At 72.1% G+C, this 23858-nt stretch carries 16 protein-coding genes; 3 read left to right on the plus strand and 13 right to left on the minus strand.

Annotation, left to right across the window (positions count from 1 at the left end):
- Positions 1-75: 75 nt before the first annotated feature.
- The 3 genes from ACIPSE_RS03535 to ACIPSE_RS03545 form a co-directional block, all read right to left on the minus strand.
- On the minus strand, positions 76-606 hold the full coding sequence (locus ACIPSE_RS03535; RefSeq protein ID WP_401656952.1) for a DoxX family protein: 531 nt from the start codon (positions 604-606) through the stop codon (positions 76-78).
- A 146-nt stretch (positions 607-752) separates the two neighbouring features.
- Positions 753-1217, minus strand: coding sequence for a hypothetical protein (locus ACIPSE_RS03540; protein ID WP_401656954.1), 465 nt, complete (start codon positions 1215-1217; stop codon positions 753-755).
- 111 nt (positions 1218-1328) lie between these two features.
- Positions 1329-2609, minus strand: a complete 1281-nt coding sequence (locus ACIPSE_RS03545) for a hypothetical protein (RefSeq protein WP_401656956.1) — start codon at positions 2607-2609, stop codon at positions 1329-1331.
- A 154-nt stretch (positions 2610-2763) separates the two neighbouring features.
- On the opposite strand from ACIPSE_RS03545, the gene ACIPSE_RS03550 reads away from it, so the two are divergent.
- Entirely contained in the window at positions 2764-3663 is a 900-nt protein-coding gene (locus ACIPSE_RS03550; RefSeq protein ID WP_401656958.1) for a DUF4429 domain-containing protein, read from the plus strand.
- A 137-nt stretch (positions 3664-3800) separates the two neighbouring features.
- Here the strand turns inward: ACIPSE_RS03550 and ACIPSE_RS03555 are convergent, their stop codons facing one another.
- Positions 3801-4604: a class II aldolase/adducin family protein gene (locus ACIPSE_RS03555; RefSeq protein ID WP_401656960.1), complete on the minus strand. Its 804-nt coding sequence runs from the start codon at positions 4602-4604 to the stop codon at positions 3801-3803.
- A gap of 177 nt (positions 4605-4781) precedes the next feature.
- Complete coding sequence (guaA, locus tag ACIPSE_RS03560; protein WP_401656963.1) at positions 4782-6362, minus strand: glutamine-hydrolyzing GMP synthase; 1581 nt, start codon at positions 6360-6362, stop codon at positions 4782-4784.
- A gap of 272 nt (positions 6363-6634) precedes the next feature.
- Between guaA and ACIPSE_RS03565 the strand changes: the two genes are divergently transcribed.
- Positions 6635-6922 carry a chorismate mutase gene (locus ACIPSE_RS03565; protein WP_401656964.1) on the plus strand — a complete coding sequence of 96 codons (288 nt, stop codon included), beginning with the start codon at positions 6635-6637 and terminating at the stop codon, positions 6920-6922.
- A gap of 648 nt (positions 6923-7570) precedes the next feature.
- On the opposite strand, the gene ACIPSE_RS03570 is transcribed toward ACIPSE_RS03565, so the two are convergent.
- A complete protein-coding gene (locus ACIPSE_RS03570; RefSeq protein ID WP_401656966.1) occupies positions 7571-8689 on the minus strand; it encodes a hypothetical protein in 1119 nt (372 codons plus the stop codon).
- Between the two features lie 185 nt (positions 8690-8874).
- On the opposite strand from ACIPSE_RS03570, the gene ACIPSE_RS03575 reads away from it, so the two are divergent.
- Positions 8875-9894, plus strand: coding sequence for an LPXTG cell wall anchor domain-containing protein (locus ACIPSE_RS03575; RefSeq protein ID WP_401656969.1), 1020 nt, complete (start codon positions 8875-8877; stop codon positions 9892-9894).
- A gap of 135 nt (positions 9895-10029) precedes the next feature.
- On the opposite strand, the gene ACIPSE_RS03580 is transcribed toward ACIPSE_RS03575, so the two are convergent.
- The 7 genes from ACIPSE_RS03580 to ACIPSE_RS03610 form a co-directional block, all read right to left on the minus strand.
- Positions 10030-11772 (minus strand): GMC oxidoreductase, encoded by a 1743-nt coding sequence (locus tag ACIPSE_RS03580; protein ID WP_401657662.1) that lies wholly within the window; start codon positions 11770-11772, stop codon positions 10030-10032.
- A 112-nt stretch (positions 11773-11884) separates the two neighbouring features.
- On the minus strand, positions 11885-13498 hold the full coding sequence (locus ACIPSE_RS03585) for a succinic semialdehyde dehydrogenase (RefSeq protein WP_401656971.1): 1614 nt from the start codon (positions 13496-13498) through the stop codon (positions 11885-11887).
- A gap of 167 nt (positions 13499-13665) precedes the next feature.
- Entirely contained in the window at positions 13666-15333 is a 1668-nt protein-coding gene (locus ACIPSE_RS03590; protein ID WP_401656974.1) for a serine/threonine-protein kinase, read from the minus strand.
- A gap of 81 nt (positions 15334-15414) precedes the next feature.
- Entirely contained in the window at positions 15415-16647 is a 1233-nt protein-coding gene (locus tag ACIPSE_RS03595) for a protein kinase (RefSeq protein WP_401656976.1), read from the minus strand.
- A 383-nt stretch (positions 16648-17030) separates the two neighbouring features.
- Positions 17031-18638 (minus strand): protein kinase, encoded by a 1608-nt coding sequence (locus tag ACIPSE_RS03600; protein WP_401656978.1) that lies wholly within the window; start codon positions 18636-18638, stop codon positions 17031-17033.
- Between the two features lie 142 nt (positions 18639-18780).
- Positions 18781-21351: a protein kinase gene (locus ACIPSE_RS03605; protein ID WP_401656981.1), complete on the minus strand. Its 2571-nt coding sequence runs from the start codon at positions 21349-21351 to the stop codon at positions 18781-18783.
- A gap of 175 nt (positions 21352-21526) precedes the next feature.
- Entirely contained in the window at positions 21527-23563 is a 2037-nt protein-coding gene (locus tag ACIPSE_RS03610; RefSeq protein ID WP_401656984.1) for a protein kinase, read from the minus strand.
- Positions 23564-23858: the final 295 nt, after the last annotated feature.

Consider the following 23858-nt stretch of genomic DNA (forward strand, 5'->3'; position numbering starts at 1 on the left):
CCGAGGGGGCCGGGAGAAGGGCCGGAACCCCCGGAAGGCTCAGAAGGCCCGGCGGGCTCGGTGGCCCCGGCGGGCTCAGTACACCGAGGGCCGTTCCCGACGGCGCCCACGCCATGCCGCGTCGACGGACAGGTACGGGGCGCCCGCCAGGACCAGGGGGAGCCAGGCCATCAGGTAGGCGAGGTCGTTCCCGTAGTAGTAGGGGTCCGAAGCCCAGCTCACCGTCATCCACAGGCTGAGGGAGATCAGCGCGCCGCCGAGGGCGGCCAGGCGGGTGAGGATGCCGAGCAGGGTCCCGATACCGACGGCGAGTTCACCGAAGGCGATGGCGTAGCCGAAGCCGACGGGGTTGTTCAGGGCGAGGTCGACCATGGCCGGAATGGCCGAGGAGTCCTTGACCGTGCGCATCATGTCGCCGATCGACCCGGCCCCGGAGTCCTTCATGAAGGCGCTGTCCGTCAGCTTGTCCACGCCGGCGTAGATGAACGTGACGCCGAGGAAAAGGCGGAGTGGGAGCAGGGCGTAGTGGGTGGCGAGGTCGCGCCAGCTCCGGTTGCCCTGGTCGAGATAGGGGGAGTGCGTGTCCGTCCGATAGCCGTGAGTCATCGCTCCAAGCCGCCTCTCACCAGCGTGCCGTGACCCCTCACAAGACGATACGCACGAAAGGAAGATGACGCTCAATGCTGACGCCACAAGTTTCAACTAAATACGCGGCGCCCCGCGGAAGCGCGGCACAGGGCGTCGCGACGGGCTCAGACACGGGCCCGGATCTGCCGTACCGGATGGCCCAGGGCCGTGGCGACGGCGGTCAGTTCCTGGTCGGAGAGCCGGGCGGTCTCCGGGTTCCAGACGGCGATCTCGAACCGGGCGAAACCGCAGGGCCAGTCGAAGTCCAGGCCGTCGAGGGAGGTGGTGGCGCCGCAGCACGGGACGACCGCCGTGAGCGTCGGGAAGCCGTCCTGGTGCTCCTCGATCAGGTCGGCCCACCAGGCGAGGCCGATCGTGCCGCGGCAGTGCGGGCAGCCGATCCGCTCCAGGTTCTGCGCGCCGTCGACGACGACGGGCCGGTCGTACCAGTCGACGTCGATCTCGACGTCGGAGTCGGCGGCCAGGCCACCGGTCAGCGCGGTGACGAGGGCGACGGCGCGGTCGGCGGCGGACGGCTCGGGCTGCCAGTGCGGATCGGCCGGAATGACGGAGAGGACGTCCTCACTCATGGCTCAGCCCTTCACCTCGGTGGTCATGGCTCAGCCCGCCACATCCATAGTCATGACTCCGCCCGTCCCATCGATGGTCATAGCTCAGCCCTTCCCCTCGATGGTCATGGTTCAGTCCGTCACGTCGATCTCGTAGCGGTTGGTCTCCACGCCCGCCGCGGTGATCACGTGGACCTCGACCCGGCCGGGCTCCACGTCCGCGGGGACGGGGACGGTCAGGACGGCGTCGGTCGGGTTGCTGAAACCGCCGGTGACGGGGACGAGGGGGACGTGCACATGCACGGGGCCCACGCGGACCGTCATCCGGGAGAGCCGGTCGGCACTCTGGGCGCCCGGGGGGACGAAGCCGGCGCCGCGGATCTCGATGTCGTCGCCGGTGCGGATCGGGGCGTCGAGGTCACCGGCCTCGCGGGAGCGGACGACGGAGAGGATGACGGGACGACCACCCTCGGCGTACTTCCCGGCGACGTAGGTCGCGGCGGAGACCAGCACCACCACGGCCAGCCCCCAGGGCAGGTCCGGCAGCTGGTCGGGGCGGCGGGCGAGACGGACCGCGGCGAAGACCAGGGCGACCGCGTTGATCACGACGTACTGGATGTCGGCGAAGGTGCCCCGGCCGGAGTCGTCGGTGAGCAGGTCGGCGGCCCGGGGCCGGTCGGCGCGGACCTTCTGCAGGCGCTGCCCGAGGACCCGCAGACCGATCACGCGCCGCACCAGCACCGCGATCCCGCAGACCACGGCGAGGACGGTCACCGCACCGGCGCCGCGGGCGAGTTCGAGACCGGCGATGAGCGCGTCCCGCTCCTCGTGCGCGGACGCGGCGGCCAGACGTCCCGCCAGGACGAGCACGGCGTAGGCGATGAACAGCACCCAGGCGACGGCGACGGCGCGCGAGGTGGACAGGCGGTTGTCCTCGCCGATCACCGGGGCCAGCGCCCCGCCGCGCGCCCGGTGGAACCAGGAGGCGGCGGTCAGCGCACCCGCGGTCAGCAGCGCGGCGAGCAGCCCGGCCGTACGGGCGGAGGTCCAGCCCGCGCCGATGGCGGTGAGGGCCTGGACGAGCAGCAGGACGACCACGCCCGCCCACACCGAGAACACCGTGCGCCACCACAGCCGGGTGAGCCAGGCCTCGCCCTCGGCGCGACCGCGCTCGGCGACGACCCCGGCGGACTGGGTCAGTTCCTCCGACACCCACTGCCGGGAGGCCGAGGCCGAGTGGGCGACGGCGGCCGGCAGGCCCTGCCCGGCAGCGAACTCGTCCCGTTTCACGAGGAATTCGGCGACCGCGCGCCGGTGCCCCGCGCGCGCTCCGTGCGGACAGTCTCCGCAGGTGCAGCCACCTCTGTGCGCGACCGCTTCCGCGCCGCCCTGTCTCGCCTCCTGCACCGCCACGCCCGACGCCCGCCTTCTCCGTGTATTCCTCACCGACAACTGCCCTGCGACGAGAGCGAATTGTGCCCTACGCCACTGGGGGCGCGTTCGGCAGGTCTGGTCAGGGCGGGTGAAGCGGGAGCCGCCGTGTTGACCCGGCTGCGAGAATTTCCCTATGGCCGAGATCATCCAGCGCGACGGGACCTGGGCCTTCGACGGCACGACGGTCAGGATCACGCCGGGGCTCCACCGCTCGGTGCCGCTGTTCCGGCAGACGTACGGGGAGATCGCCGTACCCCTGGAGGCGGTGTCGGGGGTCGTGTTCGAACCGGAGCGCAAGCGGGGGCGGTTGCGGATGCGGCTGCGGGAGGGCGCGGATCCGCTGCTCCAGGCGACCGGGGGCCGGCTGCCGGAGGCGGCGGACCCGTACCGGCTGGTGGTGGACGTGGACCGGGCCGGGGTCGCCGAGTACGTGGCGGAGGAGATCCGCCGCGCGCTGCTGCTGGACCAGATCCCGAAGGACGCGACGAGGACCTATCTGCTGGCGGGGCCGCCGGTCCCGGTCTCGGTGCGTTCCTCCGACGGGACGGCGTCCTTCGACGGCCTTCAGGTCCGTCTGGACTGGGCCGACACCTCCGACCGGGTCAAGCGGGCGACCGGACCGAGGATCATCGCACTCAGCGATCTCGTGGGCGTGGAGTGGCTCCCCAACTCCGGTTACCAGGACGGCTTCCTGCGGTTCGTGACGCGGGAGACGGGGTTCTCCAAACTCCCGCCCGAGAAGGACCCCTTCGCCCTGGACCTGTGGGGCAGCGCCCGCCGGGACCTCCTGACGGCGCTCGTCGCCACCGCGGTCACCGCCCGGCTCCCCCACCCCTCCACCCGCACCGCGGTCGGCTCCGGGGACCCGGCGGACCGGCCGCCGCGCCCGATCGCGTCCGCCGTGCCGCCGCAGAGCGACCATCACGACGTCCTCTTGCGCAGACTCCGGGAGTTGGGCGAGCTGTACCGCCAAGGGGTCCTCACGGACGAGGAGTTCGCGATGACCAAGGCGGCGGTGCTGCGCGGCTTCTAGCCGACGCCGATGCCAGTGCCGGTGCCGACGCCGATGCCAGTGCCAGTGCCGACGCCGATGCCGGTGACGCCACGCGCCCGGCGGACGGCGCCCCGGTGCGGCTGCGGCTGCGGCTGCGGCTGCGGCTGCGGCTGCGGCTAGCTGAGCAGGTCCGGCTCGCTGCGGCTGATGTCCTGCCACATCGGCTGGTAGTTGATCCACGCCACCAGGTCCCCGCCCAGCTGTTCGCGGGTCGCGACGGCCGCCTTGTGGTCGATGAGGACGGGGCGGCCGGCCGCGCGGGCGGTGAGCTGGACCCGGGCGGAGCGTTCCATCGTCACGAACCACCAGGCCGCCGCGTCGACGGAGTCGCCGACGGTGAGCAGTCCGTGGTTGCGCAGGACGAGCGCCTTGTGGGAGCCGAGGGCGGTGGCGATACGGCGGCCCTCCGCCGCGTCCACGGCGACACCGGAGTAGGCGTCGTACAGGGCGTGGTCCTCGTAGAAGGCGCAGCTCTCCTGGGTGATGGGGTCCAGGAGCTCGCCCAGGCTCGCCAGAGCGCGACCGTGCACCGAGTGGCAGTGGGCGACGGCGACGACGTCGGGCCGGGCGGCGTGGACCTGGGCGTGCACGGCGAAGGCGGCCTGGTTGACGTGGTAGCGGCCGTCGACGACCTGACCGTCGGTGTTGGCGAGGACGAGGTCGCCGACCGTGACGTGCTTGAAGGGCATCCCGAACGGGTTGACCCAGAAGCAGTCGGTGAACTCCGGGTCACGCGCGGTGATGTGACCGGACACACCGTCCTCGAAGCCGTACCGGCCGAAGAGCCGCAGGGCGCCCGCGAGCCGCTCCTTGCGGTACCGGCGCTCGTCCTCGGGCGATTCGTGCGTCGGCGGCATCGCGAACCGCAGGCTGTCGGTGGGCAGGGGGGACGGCGGGGTGGGCCCGTACGTCGAGGGCATCGGTCCTCCAGCACTGGAGTTGCTCTACGGGGCGGAAGTTACCGTCGGTCAGCGCAAAAGGGCAGAGGCGGGACGACCCGAGCCGTCCCGCCTCCGCCCCACGCGCACTCGCACGCTCACGCGCTCACCCGCACGCCCCCGCTGCCGCACCCGGGCGGCCCGCGCCGCCCCCGGTGCCTACTCCCACTCGATGGTGCCCGGCGGCTTGCTCGTCACGTCGAGGACGACCCGGTTGACGTCCCGGACCTCGTTGGTGATGCGGGTGGAGATCTTCGCCAGCACGTCGTACGGCAGGCGCGACCAGTCGGCCGTCATGGCGTCCTCGGAGGACACCGGGCGCAGGACGATCGGGTGGCCGTAGGTGCGGCCGTCGCCCTGGACGCCGACCGAGCGGACGTCGGCCAGCAGGACCACCGGGCACTGCCAGATGTCGCGGTCGAGACCGGCGGCCGTGAGCTCCTCGCGGGCGATGGCGTCGGCGTCGCGCAGCAGGTCCAGGCGCTCCTTGGTGACCTCGCCGACGATCCGGATACCGAGGCCGGGACCGGGGAACGGCTGGCGCTGGACGATCTCCTCGGGCAGGCCGAGCTCCTGGCCGACCATGCGGACCTCGTCCTTGAACAGCTGGCGCAGCGGCTCGACGAGCTCGAACTCGATGTCGTCGGGGAGGCCGCCGACGTTGTGGTGGGACTTGATGTTGGCGGTGCCGGTGCCGCCGCCGGACTCGACGATGTCCGGGTAGAGGGTGCCCTGCACGAGGAAGGCGACCTCGGGGCCCTCCTCCTGGAGGATCTCCAGCTGCGCCTGCTCGAAGACGCGGATGAACTCGCGCCCGATGATCTTCCGCTTCTCCTCGGGGTCCGAGACACCCTTCAGCGCGGTCAGGAAGCGCTCCTCGGCGTCCACCACCACCAGCTTGGCGCCGGTCGCCGCCACGAAGTCCTTCTCGACCTGCTCGGTCTCGCCCTTGCGCATCAGGCCGTGGTCCACGTACACGCAGGTCAGCTGGGCACCGATGGCCTTCTGGACCAGGGCGGCGGCCACCGCGGAGTCGACACCGCCGGACAGGCCGCAGATGGCGCGCTTGTCGCCGACCTGCTCGCGGATCGCGGCGACCTGCTCCTCGATGACGTTGCCCGTGGTCCACGACGGCGTGAGGCCCGCGCCCCGGTACAGGAAGTGCTCCAGCACCTGCTGGCCGTGCGTGGAGTGCATGACCTCGGGGTGGTACTGGACGCCGTAGAGCTTCTTGTCGTCGTTCTCGAAGGCGGCGACCGGGACGACGTCCGTGGAGGCCGTGACGGTGAAGCCCTCGGGGGCGGCGGAGCAGGCGTCGCCGTGGGACATCCACACGTGCTGCTCGGCCGGGGTGCCCTCGAAGAGGGTGGAGGCGGACCGGGAGACGTGCAGGTCGGTGCGGCCGTACTCACGGGAGCCGGTGTTGTCGACGGTGCCGCCGAGGCTCCGCGCCATGAGCTGGAAGCCGTAGCACATGCCGAAGACGGGGACGCCGGCCTCGAAGAGCGCGCCGTCGAGCTGCGGGGCGCCCTCCTCGTACACGGACGAGGGCCCGCCGGAGAGGATGATCGCCGCCGGGTTCTTGGCGAGCATCTCGGCGACCGGCATGGTGCTCGGCACGATCTCGCTGTAGACCCGGGCCTCGCGGACTCGACGGGCGATGAGCTGGGCGTACTGCGCGCCGAAGTCGACGACCAGGACGGTGTCGGGGGCGGCGGCAGCGGGAGTCGCTGATGACACGGGAGCCTTCCGGCGGTGGGGCGGGGGTCTGTGTGTACGCCGATTCTACCGAGGCCGACGTCGGGGCGGCCCCGTGGCATACTGGCGCCCATGTTCAGGCAGCAGAGCTTCCTCTTTACCTATGGCACCGGGCCCACCGGCTGCCATGGTCGTGCTGCTTGATCCACTGACAAGCGACTTCCCCAGGCGCCCCGGGCCGACAAGGTCCGGGGCGCCTGGTGTTTTCCGGATCCTGCCGCTCCGGGGCACCGCCGAGACACAGGAGCCCCGACATGACCGTCACCGCAGCGGACCGGACCGGCGCGCACACCCCCGAGGCCGCCGATGTGATCACCGGCGCCCGCGAACGCATCGACGCGCTCGACGACCGGATCATCGGCCTGATCCAGGAACGGGCTGCCGTCTCCGCGGTCGTCCAGGAGGCCCGGATCACCTCCGGTGGCCGCCGGGTGAACCTCTCGCGCGAGATGGAGGTCCTGAACCATTACAGCGAGGCGCTCGGCAAGCCCGGTACGGCGCTGGCGATGACGCTCCTGGAGCTGTGCCGGGGTCGTATCTGAGTTCGGTGCCCGCTCTCACCCGTACGGCGCGTGACCCGGCTCCGGGGCCTTCGTTGGTACCGGTGTCCGTGCCAGCCAGGGGCGGGCCCGATAGAACCACGCGTGGCTAGCTGGAGCGATGAGGCGTACGGATCGTGCCGTGCGCCGTGGGACCTCGCTCCGGAGACAGGTGACCGGACGGCAGGGGACAGCAGCCCGGTCACTCTGGAGAAACGGCCGGCTCCGGGGACGCCCGGGGCCGGCCGACGGAAGAGCGGAACAGCCGGTCGCCCGATCCGCACGACCGGCCAAAAAATGCAAATATGCACCAACCCTGGGCCAAACGGTTGCGGAGGCCGGGCCCATCCAGCACGATGCGTACAAGCCTCCATCCCCAAGTCCCCGCGCGGACAGCCCTCTTGCAGGCACGTTCCCGCACGTGTCACCAGAGGTCGAGACAGGTCGATACAGGTCGAGACAAGCGGCGCAACCCCCCGGCGCCGCTCCCAGGCACCGGCGCTGCCCTGACGCCGGTGCTGACGAAAGAAGGGCCCCGCGGCTCCGTCCCGCGGGGCCCTTCGCCTGTCTCGCGGGGCCCTTCGCCTGTCTCCCCCAAGGCCGTCGGCCCTGTGTTCCCACACCCCTTCCCCCACACCCCTTCGGTCGGGGTCAGACCCGGGACACGACCCCGCACTCCGCCGAATCGTCGTCGATCCCCTTGCTGCGGTCGTACGGGTCGCTGGTGGGCCCGCTCGGCGGCGCGCCCGTGGGGCCGGCCGAGTCGAACTGCGGATGCAGGTAGCCGTCGTGGAGGTCGCAGGCCGAGTTGCCTATGTCCCGCTGGTAGTTGACGATCGACAGCTTGCCGGGGGTGACCTGGTACCGGGCCGGGTCGGGCAGTTCCACGTCGAGGACGCGGCGGACGATGGTGCGCGTCACCTCCGTGGACCCGTTGGTCTGCACCACCGGGTAGACGAAGGTGTAGTCGGCGTGCACCTCGACGGAGGCGTGCTCGCCCTCCTTGAACGTCATCCGGCCGCGCGTCTTGACCACGTCGCCGACGACCCGCACCTGGCCGGGGTCGAAGCGGCTGAACATCGCCAGCGGGTCGTTGTCCCGGCTCGGCCGGCTCAGCGCGTCCTTGAACCGGCCGAGGACGTCCTGCCGGGGGTCCAGCACGCCGAGGGCCGCCTTGGGCGTCTCGCCGCGCAGGGTGGCCGGGTCGATGCTGGACTCCACGAGGAGCGTGCGGGTCAGTTCGAGGGTCTGTTCGACCTTCGCCGCGGACTGCCCGCCCACGGCCTTCGCCTTCGGTACGACGATCCCCGCCTCGCCGTCGGCCCAGCGCTTGGCCGGGGAGCCCGCGAACGGGTCGTCCAGGGTGGGGACGTCGGGGGCGGCGGCCTCGGGCGCGGCGGTCGGGGCGGCTGTCTCGGCGGGCAGGGCCGGACCGGCCTCGTCGGCGGAGCCCGTCCCGAACAGGTCCCCCGGCAGCAGCGAGGGCTTGACCGCCACCACGGCGAGCGCGACCGCGAGGAGCACGCCGACGGCCTTCCACGCACCGCGGCCCCGCTTCTTCTCCTGCCACAGCGGACCGGTGCGCCAGCCCTCGGGCAGGTCGCCCCGCGCCTCCCGCTCGCGCAGCCGTTCGGTCACCATGCGGGCACGGGCCGACGGCTCCTTGGGCGCGTCCTTCTCGTTGGCACGGACGAACTGTTCCCAGACGTCGTCAGGGACTTGAGGGTTCTCCCCCGAGGAGCCGGAGGGCTCCGATGGCTTGTCAGACACGACCGACAGTTCTAAGCGGTCAGAAAGCGTGTTCACAAGCGGCACCCGTGTGTGACTCAGCCCACATAAGAATTCTGTGAGTGCGAGTGCAACCTTTACCGGTACCCAGGGATCAAACCAGGCGCACCAGGAACCACACTCGCGCTGCCGCGCCCGCGGCACACCCGGACTTCTTGAGGTCTTTGATGAAGCTTCGCCGTGCCATGGCCGCAGCCGCCGCGACGGCTGTCATAGCCCCGCTCGCCCTGCTGTCCGCGCCCGCCGCGTTCGCGGACGAGTCGGCGTCGGCCACGCCCACCGAGACGGTGTCGGAGTCCGCGAGCGACACGGCGTCCCCCTCGGAGACCACCTCCGAGCTGCCGAGCGACACCCCGTCGGCGTCCGACACCGCGACCTCCGAGGCGCCCACGGGCTCCGCCTCCCCGACCGTCACGGAGAGCGAGTCGGAGGAGCCCGAGCCCACCGACTCCGCCGAGCCGAGCGAGGACCCGTCCGACCCGGACGTCCCCTACTGCGAGGACCTCGACGAGGACTTCTCCGACGCCAAGGTGTCCGCGGACATCAAGGGCCTGCCGGGCAAGATCGTGGCCGGTGACGGCTTCCACGGCTTCGAGCTGGTCGTCACCAACGACTCCGGCACCACCGTCGACGGCGTCGCCTTCTACGCCGAGATCGAGAACTACGAGCTGGACGAGGCGAAGTTCCTCAGCCCGTACGTGGACCTGGAGTTCAAGAACCCCGAGACGGGCACCTGGGACCGAATCGGCTCCGACGACTGGGCCGGTGACTACTTCTTCTACGTCGACGAACTGAAGGCCGGCAAGAGCAAGACCGTGGACCTGCGCGTCGGCATCGACGCCAAGGCCCCGGCCGGCGACGCCTACTCCTTCGGTTCCGGCGCCTACCTCGACAACGTCGACGGCCAGGACTGCATCGCCGAGGGCTGGGCGCAGTACGACTTCGAGGTCCTGAAGGCCGGTTCGGAGAACCCCGACCCGGGCACGGCCACCCCGTCCGACAACGGCTCCAAGGACTCGGTGAAGAAGCCGCAGGGTGACGTCTCCGAACTGCCGACGGGCAACCTCGCCGACACCGGCGCCAACTCCGCTCTGCCGACGATCGGCCTCATGAGCGGTGTCGCGCTGATCGCCGGCGCGGGCGCCGTGTTCACGGTGCGTCGTCGCAAGGCCGGTGCGCAGAGCTGAGAGCTTCGCCGCACAGACGGAAAGAGGACCTGCGTTCGGAGGGGGATGCAGGTCCTCTTTTCGTGTGCCCGGCTCCATGGGCCCTTCCCCGATGGGCCCTTCCCCGCACCCGGCCGGGAAGGGCCTCCTGGTGGCCTACTTCTTGGGCGGGACCGCCGGCATGCCCAGGAACGGCAGCCGCAGCGCGCCGAACGCGTCCGCCGGGACGACCGGGGCCTGCGGCTCGACCGGCTTGAGCCGCTCGTAGGCCGCCCCCTGCGCCGGACGCGAGTCGACCTCACCCTTGTTGGGCCAGTACGACATGGCCCGCTCGGCCTGCGCCGTGATGGTGAGCGACGGGTTGACGCCGAGGTTCGCCGAGACCGCGGCACCGTCCACGACCGAGATCCCGGGGTGGCCGTAGACCCGGTGGTACGGGTCGATGACCCCCTCCTCGGGGCTCGCGCCGATGGGGCAGCCGCCGAGGAAGTGCGCGGTGAGCGGGGTGCCCATCAGTTCACCGACGTTGGATCCGGGGAAGCCGTTGATCTCGGCGGCGATCGCCGAGGCGGCCTCCGAAGCGGCCCGGATCTGCTTGGGGTTGGGCGCGCCGTGACCCTGACGGGCCGTCAACAGTCCCTTGCCGACGCCGTCCTGCTTGAGGTACGTCGTCAGCGAGTTGTCCAGCGACTGCATGACCAGCCCGATGATGGTCTTCTCCGACCACCGCCGGTTGGACAGGGACCGCAGCACGAGGACCGGGTGCCGCGCCGCGTTCGCGAGCCAGCCGAGGACCCTCGACGAGCTCTCGGCGTAGGGCACCTGGAGGATGGACAGGCCGCCCATGGAGTTGGAGCCGCGCCCGTAACGGACGGGCTCGATATGGGTGTTGGCGTCCGGGTGGATCGACGAGGTGATGGCGACGCCGCGTGTGAAGTCGACCCTGGACTCGCCCGTCACCTTGCGGTAGCGCCGGTTGTCGGTCTGCGCGCCGACCAGCGCCTCGGAGTTGGTACGGGTGAGATCGCCCAACCGCTCGGAGAGGTACGGCAGTTGACCGCCCGCCTTCATCCGGTGCAGCAGGGTCTGGGTGCCGTAGGTGCCGGCGGCGATCACGACCCGCCGGGCGGTGAACAGACGCCCCTTGCCCTTGCGGCGCTCGTCGGTGGGCAGCGTGGCGATCGCGAACCCGCCGCTCGAGTCGTCCGTGACGGACACGACCGTCGTCATCGGGTGGACGACCGCGCCCGCCTTCTCGGCGAGGTGCAGATAGTTCTCGTTGAGGGTGTTCTTGGCGCCGTGGCGGCATCCGGTCATGCACTCGCCGCACTCGGTGCAGGCCTTGCGGCTCGGGCCCGCGCCCCCGAAGTAGGGGTCCTCGACCTGCTCGCCGGGTTTCGCCCGCCCGGAGCCGTCCGCGTCCTCGCCGTCGCCGAAGAACACGCCGACCGGCGCCATGTGGAAGGAGTCGCCGACGCCCATCCGCTGGGCCGCCGCCTTGAGATGGACGTCGGACGGGGTCATCGTCGGGTTGAGCCGTACGCCGAGCATGCGCTGCGCCTGGTCGTAGTACGGCTTCAACTCCTCCTGCCAGTCGGTGATCCCGCGCCACTGCGGGTCGTCGAAGAACTGCTTCGGCGGCACGTACAGGGTGTTGGCGTAGTTCAGCGAACCGCCGCCGACCCCGGCGCCCGCGAGCACCATGACGTTGCCCAGCAGATGGATGCGCTGGATGCCGTACATGCCGAACTTCGGTGCCCACAGGTAGTTCCTGAGGTCCCAGGAGTTCTTCGGCAGGCTCTCGCGGCTCCAGCGGCGGCCCGCCTCCAGCACCCCTACGCGGTATCCCTTCTCGGTGAGGCGCAGGGCGGTCACCGACCCGCCGAAGCCCGACCCCACGACGAGGACGTCGTAGTCGTACGCGCCCCCGTCGTCCTGGGCGTGCCCGGCATCCCGGGTGTTCTGTTCGTAAGCGTCGTTGCTCACGTGCCGTCTCTCCTCTTGCCGCCGCTCACCGGAACCGGAAGGCCTTCATGAGCCGCAGGCTCCGGCTCATGAAGGCCGCGTACTTCTCGTCGTTCATCCCGAGCGACGGCGCCATCGGCAGCAGCCGCTGCTGGGCGACGGTCTGGGCCTCGGTGAACTTGAGGATGCCCTCGGAGCCATGGCGCCGGCCGAGGCCCGAGTCCTTCATGCCGCCCATCGGCGACTGCACGCTGCCGTAGGCGGGCGCATAGCCCTCGTTGACGTTGACCGTGCCGGTGCGCAGCCGGGCGGCGACCTCTCGGCCACGCCGGCCGTCCTTGGTCCAGACGGACGAGTTGAGGCCGTACGACGTGGAGTTGGCGGCCTCGACCGCCTCGTCCTCGGTCTTGAAGCGGTAGAGGGAGACGACCGGTCCGAAGGTCTCCTCGGCGCAGATCGCCATGGGTTCGGTGACCCCGTCGAGGATGGTCGGCTCGAAGAAGTAGGGGCCGATGTCGGGCCGGGCGACGCCGCCCGCGACGAGCGTGGCGCCCTGGGCGACGGCCTCCTCGACATGCCGCTTGACGGTCTCCAGCTGGCGCTCGCCGACCAGCGAGCCCATGTCGGCGCCGTAGGCGAGGGAGTTGCCGAGCCGCATCCCCTTGGTCCGCGCGGCGAACCGCTCCAGGAAGGCGTCGGCGATCGACTCATGGACGTACAACCGCTCGATGGAGACGCAGAGTTGGCCCGCGGAGGAGAAGCAGGCGCGTACGGCGCCGGCCGCGGCCTTCTCGATGTCCGCGTCCTCCAGGACCAGCATGGCGTTCTTGCCGCCGAGTTCGAGGGAGACCCCGACGAGCCGGGCGGCGGCACCCTGGGCGACCTCGCGGCCGGTGCGGGTGGAGCCGGTGAAGGAGACGTAGTCGGCGTGCCGGACGATCTCGGGGCCGACGACCGGGCCCTCGCCGAGGACGACCTGGAAGACGTCGGCGGGCAGCCCCGCCTCGACGAGCAGGTCGCGCGCCCACAGGGCGGTCAGGCAGGTCTCGGTGTCGGGCTTCATGACGACGGCGTTGCCCGCGACGAAGGCGGGCAGCGCGTCGCCGACCGACAGCTCCAGCGGGTAGTTCCAGGGGGCGATCTGGCCGACCACACCGCGCGGGTGGCGCAGCTCGGTGACCTTGGTGAGGGTCGGCACGGCGCCCGCGTGCCGCTTGGCCCGCAGATAGAAGGGCGCCCTGCGGCCGTAGTGCCGGGCCGCGACGACGACGGCCTGCACCTCCTCGTGGGCGTGCAGCCGGGCCTTGCCGGTCTCCAGCTGGATGAGGTCGAGGACCTCGGCCTGCCGGGCGAGGACCAGGTCGTGGAAGCGGAGCAGGACCGCCGCGCGCTGCCGTACCGGGACCTGGGCCCATACGGCCTGGGCCTTGCGGGCCGTCTCGAAGGCCCGCGTCACGTCCTCGGGCGTCGACTCGGGCAGATCGGCCAGCTTCTCGCCGGTGAACGGCGAGTGGTTGGCGGTGCGGCCGGAGCCGGCCACGCCCTTGGTGAGCTGCGCGACCAGCTCCGGCGTGACCACGTCGGCGGCGGTACGGGCGCCCTGCGGGGCGGGGGCGAGGGGGTTCGTGCCGGTGATGTCCGGGGCCTGCGAGTCCGTCATGACGCGCAGGGTATGCCCGGGCGGGGCTTTTGGGTACCCGTCGGTAACAGGGATTCACACCGCGCACACACCACGCCAGTGATCACTGGCGACAAAGCCGCTGATCAGGCCGTTTTTTCGCAAGGGTCGACGAGGCGCCCGCCCCCGCGGAACCTCCGCCCGCCGGTTCAGAGTCGCCGCACGTCCCAGTTCGCGATCACCTGGTCGGCGATCTCCCGTCCCTGGTCCGCGAAGTAGCCCTTGCCGGGGTAGTCGATCCACACCCGGTACATGTCGCCGTTGCCCGCCCGGTAGTAGAAGATCCGGGACTCGCGCGGGAACGCGGTCGGGCTGTCCTCGCTCATGTAGGAGACGGTGTTCGTGGCCGCCTCCTTGCCCTGGTACTTCGCCTCGCGCGGACCGCCCACCGGCGCGGGGTCGGCGGCGACGCCGAGGCCGTACTCGCCGTCCTTGAGGGTCTCCCAGTCCGCGAAGGCCTTGGCCAGCGCGGTGGCCGGGATCTCGTCGTCGGTGTCGTCCTTCTTGATGTCGTGGTCCACGTAGACCTGCACCATGCCGCTCGGGTCGCTGAACGCGGCGTCGGTGCCGTCGGACGGGTCGGAGGAGTCCTCCTCGGGCTTCTGCTCCTCGAAGGCGGCGGGGACGGACACGCTCATCCCGACCTTCGCGTCCAGGGCGTGGGTCTTCCACCCGTCGGGCAGCGGCCCCGCGAACGGATCGGCGACGACGAGGTACGCCGCCACCGCCGCCACGACGAGCCCCGCCGCGATCCCGGCCAGCGTCCTGGGGCCGAGCACCAGCCCCTTGCGGGCGGCGCCCTCCGTGTACCGCACCACCTGGGTCGGCGCCGGGGCGGGCGGCCGGGCCGCGGCCTCCAGCAGTGCCCGCACCCGCGCGGCGTCGGGCCGGTGGGCGGGGTCCTTCTGGAGCAGGCCCGTGATGACCTCGGCGAGCGGTCCCTGCGCGGAGGCGGGCGCCGCCGGGGTCGCGTTGAGCACGGACTGGAGGGTGGCGGGGGTGTTGCTGCGGCGGAACGGCGAGACGCCCTCGGTGGCGGCGTACAGGACCACGCCGAGCGACCACAGGTCGGCCGCCGGTCCCGGGCGCCGGCCCAGCACCCGCTCCGGGGCGATGTACTCGGGCGAGCCGACGAAGCCGCCCGTGTCGGTGAGGCTCGTCTCGCCCTCGATCTGCGCGATGCCGAAGTCGGTGAGGACGACCCGGTCGTGCCGGCCGAGCAGCACATTGTCCGGCTTGACGTCCCGGTGCAGGATGCCCGCCGCGTGCGCGGCCTCCAGCGCGCCCAGGACTTCCAGGCCGATTCTCGCCGCCTCCCGCGCGTCGAGCGTGCCCTCCTGCAACGCGTCGCCCAGGGAACGGCCCCGCACCAGCTCCATGACGATCCACGGCTGGCCGTCGACGACCGCGACGTCGTGCACGTCGACGACCGCCGGATGGTCGAGGCGGGCCGCCGCGCGGGCCTCGCGCCGCATCCGCTCGAAGGCGTTGGCGCGTTCCCGTTCGGGAAGGAGCTCGGGGACGCGGGGTTCCTTGACGGCGACCTCGCGCTCGACGGTCTCGTCCTTGGCCCGCCACACCGTGCCCATGCCGCCGTGTCCGAGCTTGCCGAGCAGCCGGTAACGCCCCGCGATCAGCCGGCCCGTGCCCGGCTCCTGCGCGACCTGCGAGACCTGTGTCTCCTGAGCCGGCTGGGCCGGATGCGGTACCTGAGGCGCCTGAGATGCCTGAGCCGCCTGCGGTTCCCGTGCGGGCGGTTGCAGAACAAAACTCGTCGTGTCGTCGGCGTCGCGACCGTATCCCCCGTTGCTGCTCATGACTCCATCCATATCGCGCCAAGCGCCCCCGTATCCACAGGGAACGCATTCCGGTCACAGAGCCGTGACCGAGCCAGGGGCTTATCGCCGGTTTGTCTCGGAAGAGGCCGGGGGCGGTGTGGAAGGCGGCGCGAAGGAAGGTTCCTCCGACCCGGCCGCCGAACGGGAGGCGGAGGGACCTGCCGGTCCGGTGGATGAGGTGCCCGCCGGACCGGTGGATGAAGTGTCCGTCGACCCGGCAGGCGAGGCGGCCGTCGGCCCGGTAGGTGAGGCGGCCGTCGGTCCCGTGGACGAGGCGGCAGTCGGGCCCGTGGACGAGGCGGCCGTACCGCTCTCCGAAGACCCCGGCGACGGCACCCGCCCCCCGTCCCCCACCTCGTTCATGAGCAGCGCCGCCCCCGACACCCCCGCCCCCACCATCGCGGCGACCAGCAGCACCGCGGCCAACACGCCGCGCCGCGAGCGCTGTTCCCGGCCGCCCACCCGTCCCGTGTCCAGAAACGCGCGCAGCATCCGCTCCGCCGTCACCGCGTCCAGCCGCCGGTACGGGTCCCTCTCCAGCAGCCCCCGTACGACGGGCAGGATCGGCCCGGCCTGCGCGGGCGGCCGTATCTCCCCGGCGAGGACGGCGTTCACGATGCCGCCCAACGAGTCGCGCCGAAAGGGCGATTCACCGCTGACGGCCGTGCACAGCAGCGCGCCGAGCGACCACAGGTCGGACTCGGGACCGCCCCTGAGCCCCGCCATCCGCTCGGGCGCGGTGTACTCGGGCGAGCCCACGAAGGAGTCGGGGCCGGTGAGGGTGGTGGCGCCGGAGACCTGGGCGACACCGAAGTCGGTGAGGACGACCCGCCCGTCCTCGGCGATCAGCACGTTCGCAGGCTTGATGTCCCGGTGCAGCACCCCGGCCGCGTGCGCCGCCCGCAACGCGCCGAGCAGCGCGACCCCGATCCGCGCGGCCTCGACCGCGTCGACCGGCCCGTGCCCGGCGATCCGGTCGGCGAGAGACCCCCCTTCGATCAACTCCATGACGAGAAAGGGCCGTTCACCGTCCTCGACCACGTCATGGACGACGATGACGTGCGGATGCCGGAGCTGTGCGACGGCTCGGGCCTCACGCAGGACGTGGTCGCGCACGCGGCGCGCCTCGGCCGTGGACAGCGTGTCGTCCAGGGGGAGCTCCTTGACCGCGACACGCCGTCCGAGCAGGTGGTCGGAGGCCCGCCACACCACCCCCATGCCACCCCGCCCGATCGTCGCCTCCAGACGGTAACGACCCGCTATGACACGGAAGTTGTCCCCCTGGGTGCTCATGCATCTCATGATGAGCCCCGGACGAGCACATTCCGGGGCTCCGACCAGCCAATTACGCCGAGCCCTCGAACTCGACATTTGCCACGACCACGACGTCTTGAAGCCAATTCCCAGTGGTTGACGCGTGAGGGGAGAAGGAGAGAGTCGATCCGTTTCCACCGTACTCATGACGCCAGGGCCAGGGATATACGGTCGGGTCGCTTGCCTTCCCGAAGGCGAGTCGAATCGCCCCGTGGTGGCCATCGGCTGCCGTGTCCTTGACCCAGCCGGTGATGTCCACATCCGTGTCCACGTGGCGGTCCGGGAAGGGGACAGGACAGTCGGCTCACTCAGCCGCTGGGACTGGGCCTGAGTCACCGGACGACGGAACGCTTTCTGCGGGACTACTTTTCCTGGAAGCTCCGCAGAATGCGATCGAACTGCTTTCTGGTGGCGTCCCAGTCGTCAATCGGCGAGGACGCGTAGATGGCGTACTCGATGCCGTCGCTCTGCATGTAACCGACGTCGATCGCATGGTAGGTGGCGGCGAAGTAATGCGGCGCGTCCTTGGCCAGCGCGTTCCACGTGTACTCCCAGCGAGAGCCCGGCTGGTCGCGGAAGATCTGCTCCTTGAGGACCAGCTGCTGGTAGTCCTGCAGTCGCGGCGCGAGACGCTGGTCCAGGTCGGTCATGTGCTTGAACGAGCTGCTGAAGTCCGGCTCGGTGTCGACGGCGACCCGTACGAGGTGCTTGCCCTGGTCGGGCGAGTAGTCCACCTGCCGAAGGCCGTCCTGGTCGATGGAGACGGATCGCGTCCAGCCTTCGGGAAGCATGATGCTGAAGCCGACCGGATCGTTGACGAGCTGCCAGCCTTCGGGAACGGGGCCTCGTGTGGTCCCGGAGCTCGGCGTCACGGAGGAGGAAGCGGACGACGACGGGGAAGCGGACGACGGGGTGTCCCCGCCCCCTTCCATCTGCCGCAACGCCACCGCCGCGCCCCCACCCACGACCGCCGCGAACGCGACGACCAGTGCGAGCGTCCGCAGACGCCGCTTGGGCGCGGGCGCGGGCGCGGTAACCGCCGGCTGCCCGACGAGGGTCGAGGGAACGGCCCCAGAGGCGTGCAGGCCACCGGAGGTCCCCTGCGGGTAGGGCGATGTCCGTCCCGTCGCCACGAACGCCTGGGCCCCGGCCGGGCGGCGGCCCTCCGCTGCCTCGGCGAGGAGCTGCTCGGCCTGTGCCGCGTCGGGACGGTCGGCCGGGTCCTTGTGGAGCAGGGCGGTGAGGACGGGGCCGAGGGCGTCGGCGTGGGCGGGCTCGGCGGGGTGCTCCTCGACGACGGCCTGCATGGTGCCGATCGGTGAGGTGCGGCGGAACGGGGAGCGGCCCTCGACGGCCGTGTACAGGGTCGCGCCGAGCGCCCACAGGTCGGAGGAGGGGCCCGGGTCGTGGCCGCGGACCCGCTCGGGGGCGAGATAGTCGACGGAGCCGACGACCTCTCCGGTGCGGGTGATGGTCGTGTCGCCCTCGATCTGGGCGATGCCGAAGTCGGTGAGCAGGACCCGGCCGTCGTGGGCGAGCAGGACGTTGCCGGGCTTCACGTCGCGGTGCAGCACCCCGGCCTCGTGCGCGGCGCGCAGGGCGCGCAGCACCCACAGTCCGACACGCGCGGCCTCGGCGGGCGCGATCCGCCCCTCCTCCTTGACCGCGTCGGCGAGCGAGCGCCCCTCGACGAGCTCCATCACGATCCACGGACGGCCGTCGTGGTCGAGGACGTCATGGACGGTGACGACGGCCGAGTGGTTGATCCGGGCCGCCGCGCGGGCCTCCGCGCGCGTGCGCGCGAGCAGCCGGTCCTGGTCCCCCTCGGAGACGTACAGGGCGGCGGTCAACTCCTTGATGGCCACCGCCCGGTGCAGCACCTCGTCGTGCGCACGCCACACCCGGCCCATGCCCCCGCTGCCGATGGCGTCGACGAGCCGGTAGCGGCCCGCCAGCAGAAGGCCCTGCATCTGATTCACGTTGCCCCGCAATGGTCTTGACAGGTTCAGCGTAGGGACCCGGGCGGGCCCGGGGAACCACGGGGGTGCCACGGAGACGGCACTGTGACAGTTGTCGCTTTCCCGTGCCGGAGTGAACCGTCACATCTCGTGCTCAGCCGGTCACCTGGTACGTCGCCGACGCCTGCTCGAACAGCCGCGTGACCTCGTCCCGTTCGGCCTCGGGACCGCGCACCTGCACCACGTGGTACTTCCCGCCGACGAGCATCGCGAGGTTGCGCACGAACAGCTCACGGCCGTCGGAGCCGGTCCAGGTGAACTGCCCCTCCGCCATCACCTTGTCGCCGACCTGGATCGTCTTCAGCCCGGAGGCGCTGGCCCAGCTGGAGTTCCGGTAGGGCTGGAGCTCCGCCTCGTCCTCGCGCTGGTACGCCATCGGGTCGCTGCCATACTCGGCCGCGCCGTCCCGGCCGGGCACGACGATCAGCTCGAAGTCATCGTGGGTGTAGACGACTTGGCCGCGTCCGTTCCGCGCGGTGTGCGTCCAGCCGTTGGCGACGGCGACCCGGAAGCCGGCGTCGTCGGAGCGCAGCGTGAAGCCGTCGGCGACGGCGGGGCCGCCGGACTCGGCGCCGGTGTCGGAGGGAGAGGGGCTGTCGTCGCTCCCGGGAGAGGTCTGGTCCGGCCGGGGCTCGCTGCTGACGGGCGCCCCGCCGGCCTCCCCTGCGGCGCCGGTCCGGCTGGGAGAGGCGGTGCTCTCGCCGCTGTCCGTGGGCTCCGCCTTCGGCATGAACAGCACGGCGTAGGCGACCGCCCCGGCCAGCGCGAGCAGCACCAGCACGAGCAGCGTCCGGCCGAGGCTGCGCGGCGAACGCGTACCGGCCGAGGCGCGCGAACCGCCCGGGGACCGTGAACGCCCGTCCTGCTTGCCGCGCTTGTGCCTGCCGTGCGCACTGGTCGCGGGCAGCCCGGCGCGCCGGCGGCGCACCAGTTCACCGCGCCGGCGCACGATCGGCAGCCGGTTGCCCTCGGTGGGCGGCGCGGCGACGACATGCGCGCCCGCCTCCGGCTCGGGGGCCGAGCGGACGAGCGAGCGCAGCCAGCCGCGCAGTTCCTCGAAGTCCAGCCGCTCGGTGGGGTCCTGGCGCAGCAGCGACTCGACGACCGGCCGCAGCGGCCCGCACTCCTCCGCGAACGCGGGCGGCTCGGCGCACACCAGCTGCACGAGCTCGGCCGTCGACTCCTCGGGGTAGGGCGCGTGCCCCTGTACGGCGCGGAACAGCAGCGCCCCGAGCGCCCAGAGGTCGGTCGCCGGTCCGATCGGCGCGGCGAGCTGCCAGTTCTCGTGCACCGGTCCGGCCTGCTCGGGCGCCCAGCGCTCGGTCACGGGGCCGACCACGGCCATCCGCGCCTGCCGGGCCCGCTCGGCGGCGAGCGCGGTGCCGGGACCGCGGCGGACGGGCGCCGCGGCGGCCAGGTCGTCCCAGCGGCCGGGTACGGGTGCCTGCTCGGAGGCCGGGCGGGGCGCGGCGAGACCGGGCACGGGCCCGTTGCCCGGCGGGGGCAGCGCGGCGCCCGGCCGGTCGGGGCGCACGCCGTAGGGGTCGGCTATCTGCCCGGGCGGGGTGAAGCCTGGGCGCGCGGCCTCCTGAGCGGTCCGTACGGAGTCCCCGACGCGCGGGGCGCCGGGCGGGAGCTGTCTGCCGTTGCCGGGGTCGTAGGGCGTCCTCGGTGCCCCGGCGCCGCCGGTGCTGTCGTCCTCGGAGGCCGGGCGGGCGCCGGGCAGGGCCGCGCGGTCGTTCTGCTGGGCCTCCTGGACCCGGGCGGCGGCGCGGGCGCCGGCCCGGTACGCGGCGATCGCGCCCGCGCGGGCGGCCCGGATGTCCCCGCCGGTGTCCGGGGCCCGGCGTTCGATCGCGGCCGGTCCGGTGCCCGCCGTGCCGTTGCCCGGGTCGGCGCCGAGGCCGGGCAGTCCGCCCGCCTCACGGGCCTCGATGGCGGCGCGCCGCGCGGCCTCGGGGTCGGGGCCGCCCGGTCCGGCGAAGGTCGCGGACACGCCGGGGCCGCCCCCGGTGCCGGTGTCGTCGTCCGGGGGCGGCACCGGGTCGTACCCGCACAGCGCCTCCTCGGCCGCGCCGACCGCGAGCCCGGTCAGCATCACCCGGCCGTCGTCGCAGACGAGGACGGTGCGGGCGGTGATGTTGCGGTGCACCCAGCCATGGGCGTGCAGCACCCGCAGGGCCATGAGGACGTCGGAGGCGACCTCGGCCGCGCGGTACGGCGTCAGCGGCTTCTCCGCCAGCAGCGCGGCCAGCGGGCGCGCGGCGACCAGCTCGCTGACGATCCACAGGGAACCGCCCTCGGCGAACACGTCGAAGACCTGGTCGAGCCGGGGGTGGTCGGGTATCCGCGCGGCGGCCTGAGCGGCCTCGACGGCCCGCCGTACGGCCGGGTCGGTGGGCCGCCGGGTGCTCGCCCGCGTGGACGAACGCCGGGCTCCCCTGTCCTGGAAGCCTCTTGGGTCACGCGCGGTGAACCCGTCGGGCAGCCCTTCCGCGTCGAGCACCTCGGCCTCGACGATCTCCGGCAACGGCACCTGCCGGACCAGGACTTCCTGTCCGCTGTAGGTGTCGAAGGCCCGCGTCTCGGTGAGTTCGTACTCGTCGGAGGGCGGCAGGGGCAGGCGGTAGCGGTCGGCGAGTACCCGTCCCGCATAGTCGTCCACGTTGCCTCCCCCGGCAGCCCGGTCGGTCAATTCCGTTCGTCCCGTGTGCCGTTCCCTGCCGAAACACGGATGCGTACGGTCCGGAGACATTCACGATACGTGCCGGAGGCAAGCCGCATTGAGGGGATGCGAGATCTCACGCCTCAAACGCGGACCAGGTCACTTCCCGGTCACTTCAGGATGCCGGTTCGAACGTCGTCGCGAGGGTCTTCCAGGTCGACTCCCGCAGCTCCGTGTCCCACTTCGCGGCTTTCGCCGTGTACATCAGGGCATATCCGTGGGTGTCGTCGACCACGAACCCGCGGTCTATGGTCCGGTACTTCGTCCCGCCGTCGACATAGGTGAACTCCCAGTCGGCCGTGTTCCAGCCGCGGTAGTCCACCTCGACTATGCGCACCCGCTGGTACTGCGAGCGCTGCATGTACTGCTCCTGGTTCTTCCAGTCCGCCACCGGGTCGCCCTTGGGCGTGGACGTCCAGGCCACCAGCAGCTTCTGTCCCTCGGGCCCGGTGAACCGGTCGCCGGCCGAGCTGGACGTCTGGAACTTCCAGCCCGCGGGCAGTCCGATGGAGTAGCCCTGGCCGCCCTTGTGGGTCGAGGTGGCCGTGCTGCCGTCGGCCTCGGTGCCGCTGCCGCCGCTCGCGCCGGGGCTGTTGCTCGGCGTGGTCCCGGAACCGGAGTCCGTGCCCGCGCCGGAGCCGGAGTCCGCGGAGGCGGTCGACTCGCCGTCGGTCTTGGCGCCGTCGCCGGTGTCCTCCTTGGTGTCACCGCTGGGCGCGGCACTGGCCGACGCCTTGGTGCCGCCGCCGCTCGCCGAGCTCTTGGAGTCGTCGTCCCCGCCCAGCGTGAGCGCCAGCACCGTCGCGACCACGGCCAGCACCACGACCACCGCGATGATCACCAGGGTCCGCTTCGGCACCACGTCGGTCAGCGGCGCGCGCGGCACCTGGCGCGGCGGCAGGTCCGGCGGCGTCATCACGGGCCAGCCCGAACTCCGGCCGCCCTGACCGGCGTTGCCCCCGGCAGTCGTGCCGGACCCACCGGGACCGGCGGCGCCGGCGGGACCCGCGGCGCGCGGACCGGGTGTCGTGCCCGCCCCGGCCGCCGGACGGGCGCCGCCCGTGCCCACGCTCTCGGAGACGGCGGTCGTCCCGGCGCTCTCCGGTCCCGAAGCGGTCTTCCCGCTCGCGGACTTGGCGCGGGAGGCCGCCGCGGTACCGGCCGCTCCGGCCGCCACCGCGGCCTTCTTGACGGAACGCAGCGCCCCGCGCAGCCGCTCCGCGGGCTCCTCGCCGCGGTCGGGCTGCGGCGGCAGCGGCACGACCCGCGTGGCGTCCAGGGCCGGCTCGGCCTTGCGCTCCGGCGCGTGGAGCACCGCGTTGAGCAGCGACCGCGCGCCCGCGTCGTCGAGCCGCTGGTCGGGGTCCTTGTTCAGCAGGCCGTAGATGACGTCCTTGAGCGGGCCCGCGTTCTTCGGGTCCTCCAGCGGCTCGGTCATCACCGCCGTGAGCGTCGCGATCGCGGAGCCCTTGTCGTACGGCGGCACACCCTCCACCGACGCGTACAGCAGCCCGCCGAGCGACCACAGGTCGGCCGCGGGGCCCGGCTTGTGCCCGCGGGCACGCTCCGGGGAGATGTAGGAGGGCGCGCCGACGAGCATGCCGGTCGAGGTGATCGACGGGTCGCCCTCGACCTGCGCGATGCCGAAGTCGGTGAGCACGACCCGGCCGTCCTCGGAGATCAGCACGTTGGACGGCTTCACGTCCCGGTGCAGGATGCCCTCGCGGTGCGCGGAGCGCAGCACGTCGAGCACGGCGAGACCCACCTCGGCCGCGCGCCGGGGCTCCAGCAGGCCGTCCTCACGGATGACTTCGGCGAGGGACTTGCCCTCGACGAGTTCCATCACGATCCACGGCCGGTCGTCCTCCTCGACGACGTCGAAGACCGTCACCGCGCTGTTGTTGCGGATCCGCGCGATCGCCTTGGCCTCGCGCAGCGTCCGCGTGATCAGCCGGCGCTTCTCCTCCTCGTCGATGTTCGAGGGGAACCGCAGCTCCTTGACGGCGACGATCCGCCCGAGAGTCTCGTCATCGGCACGCCACACCGTGCCCATGCCGCCGCGGCCGAGCACTGCTCCCAACCGGTACCGCCCGGCGAGGAGACGTTCGCTCTTGTCCTGACGGGATGCCCCCGCCCGCTCCGCCTCCGACATGCGTCCCCTCATACAACCCGCCCTGACAGAGCCTTCATTGTCCCTCACCCGACAAGTGCCCGACGCCCAGGGGGCCCTTCGCGCCGAGCCGCCCGTCCCGGGGCGCCCGCCCTCACTCCACCGTGACGAACCCTCACTCCACGGTGACGGTCCCGCACACCCAGAACCCCCTGAAGCCCTGGTTCCGCCACCCTGCATGATGGGCCGCGACGAGGAAGCGCCCGACCGGCCGCGGCACCGCTCCACCGCACGGCGGAGCGGAGATCCGGCCAGAAGTTCGACCTCGCAGGACGAC

Origin of the sequence: Streptomyces sp. NPDC090106 (assembly GCF_044747265.1) — a bacterium.
Taxonomy (GTDB): domain Bacteria; phylum Actinomycetota; class Actinomycetes; order Streptomycetales; family Streptomycetaceae; genus Streptomyces.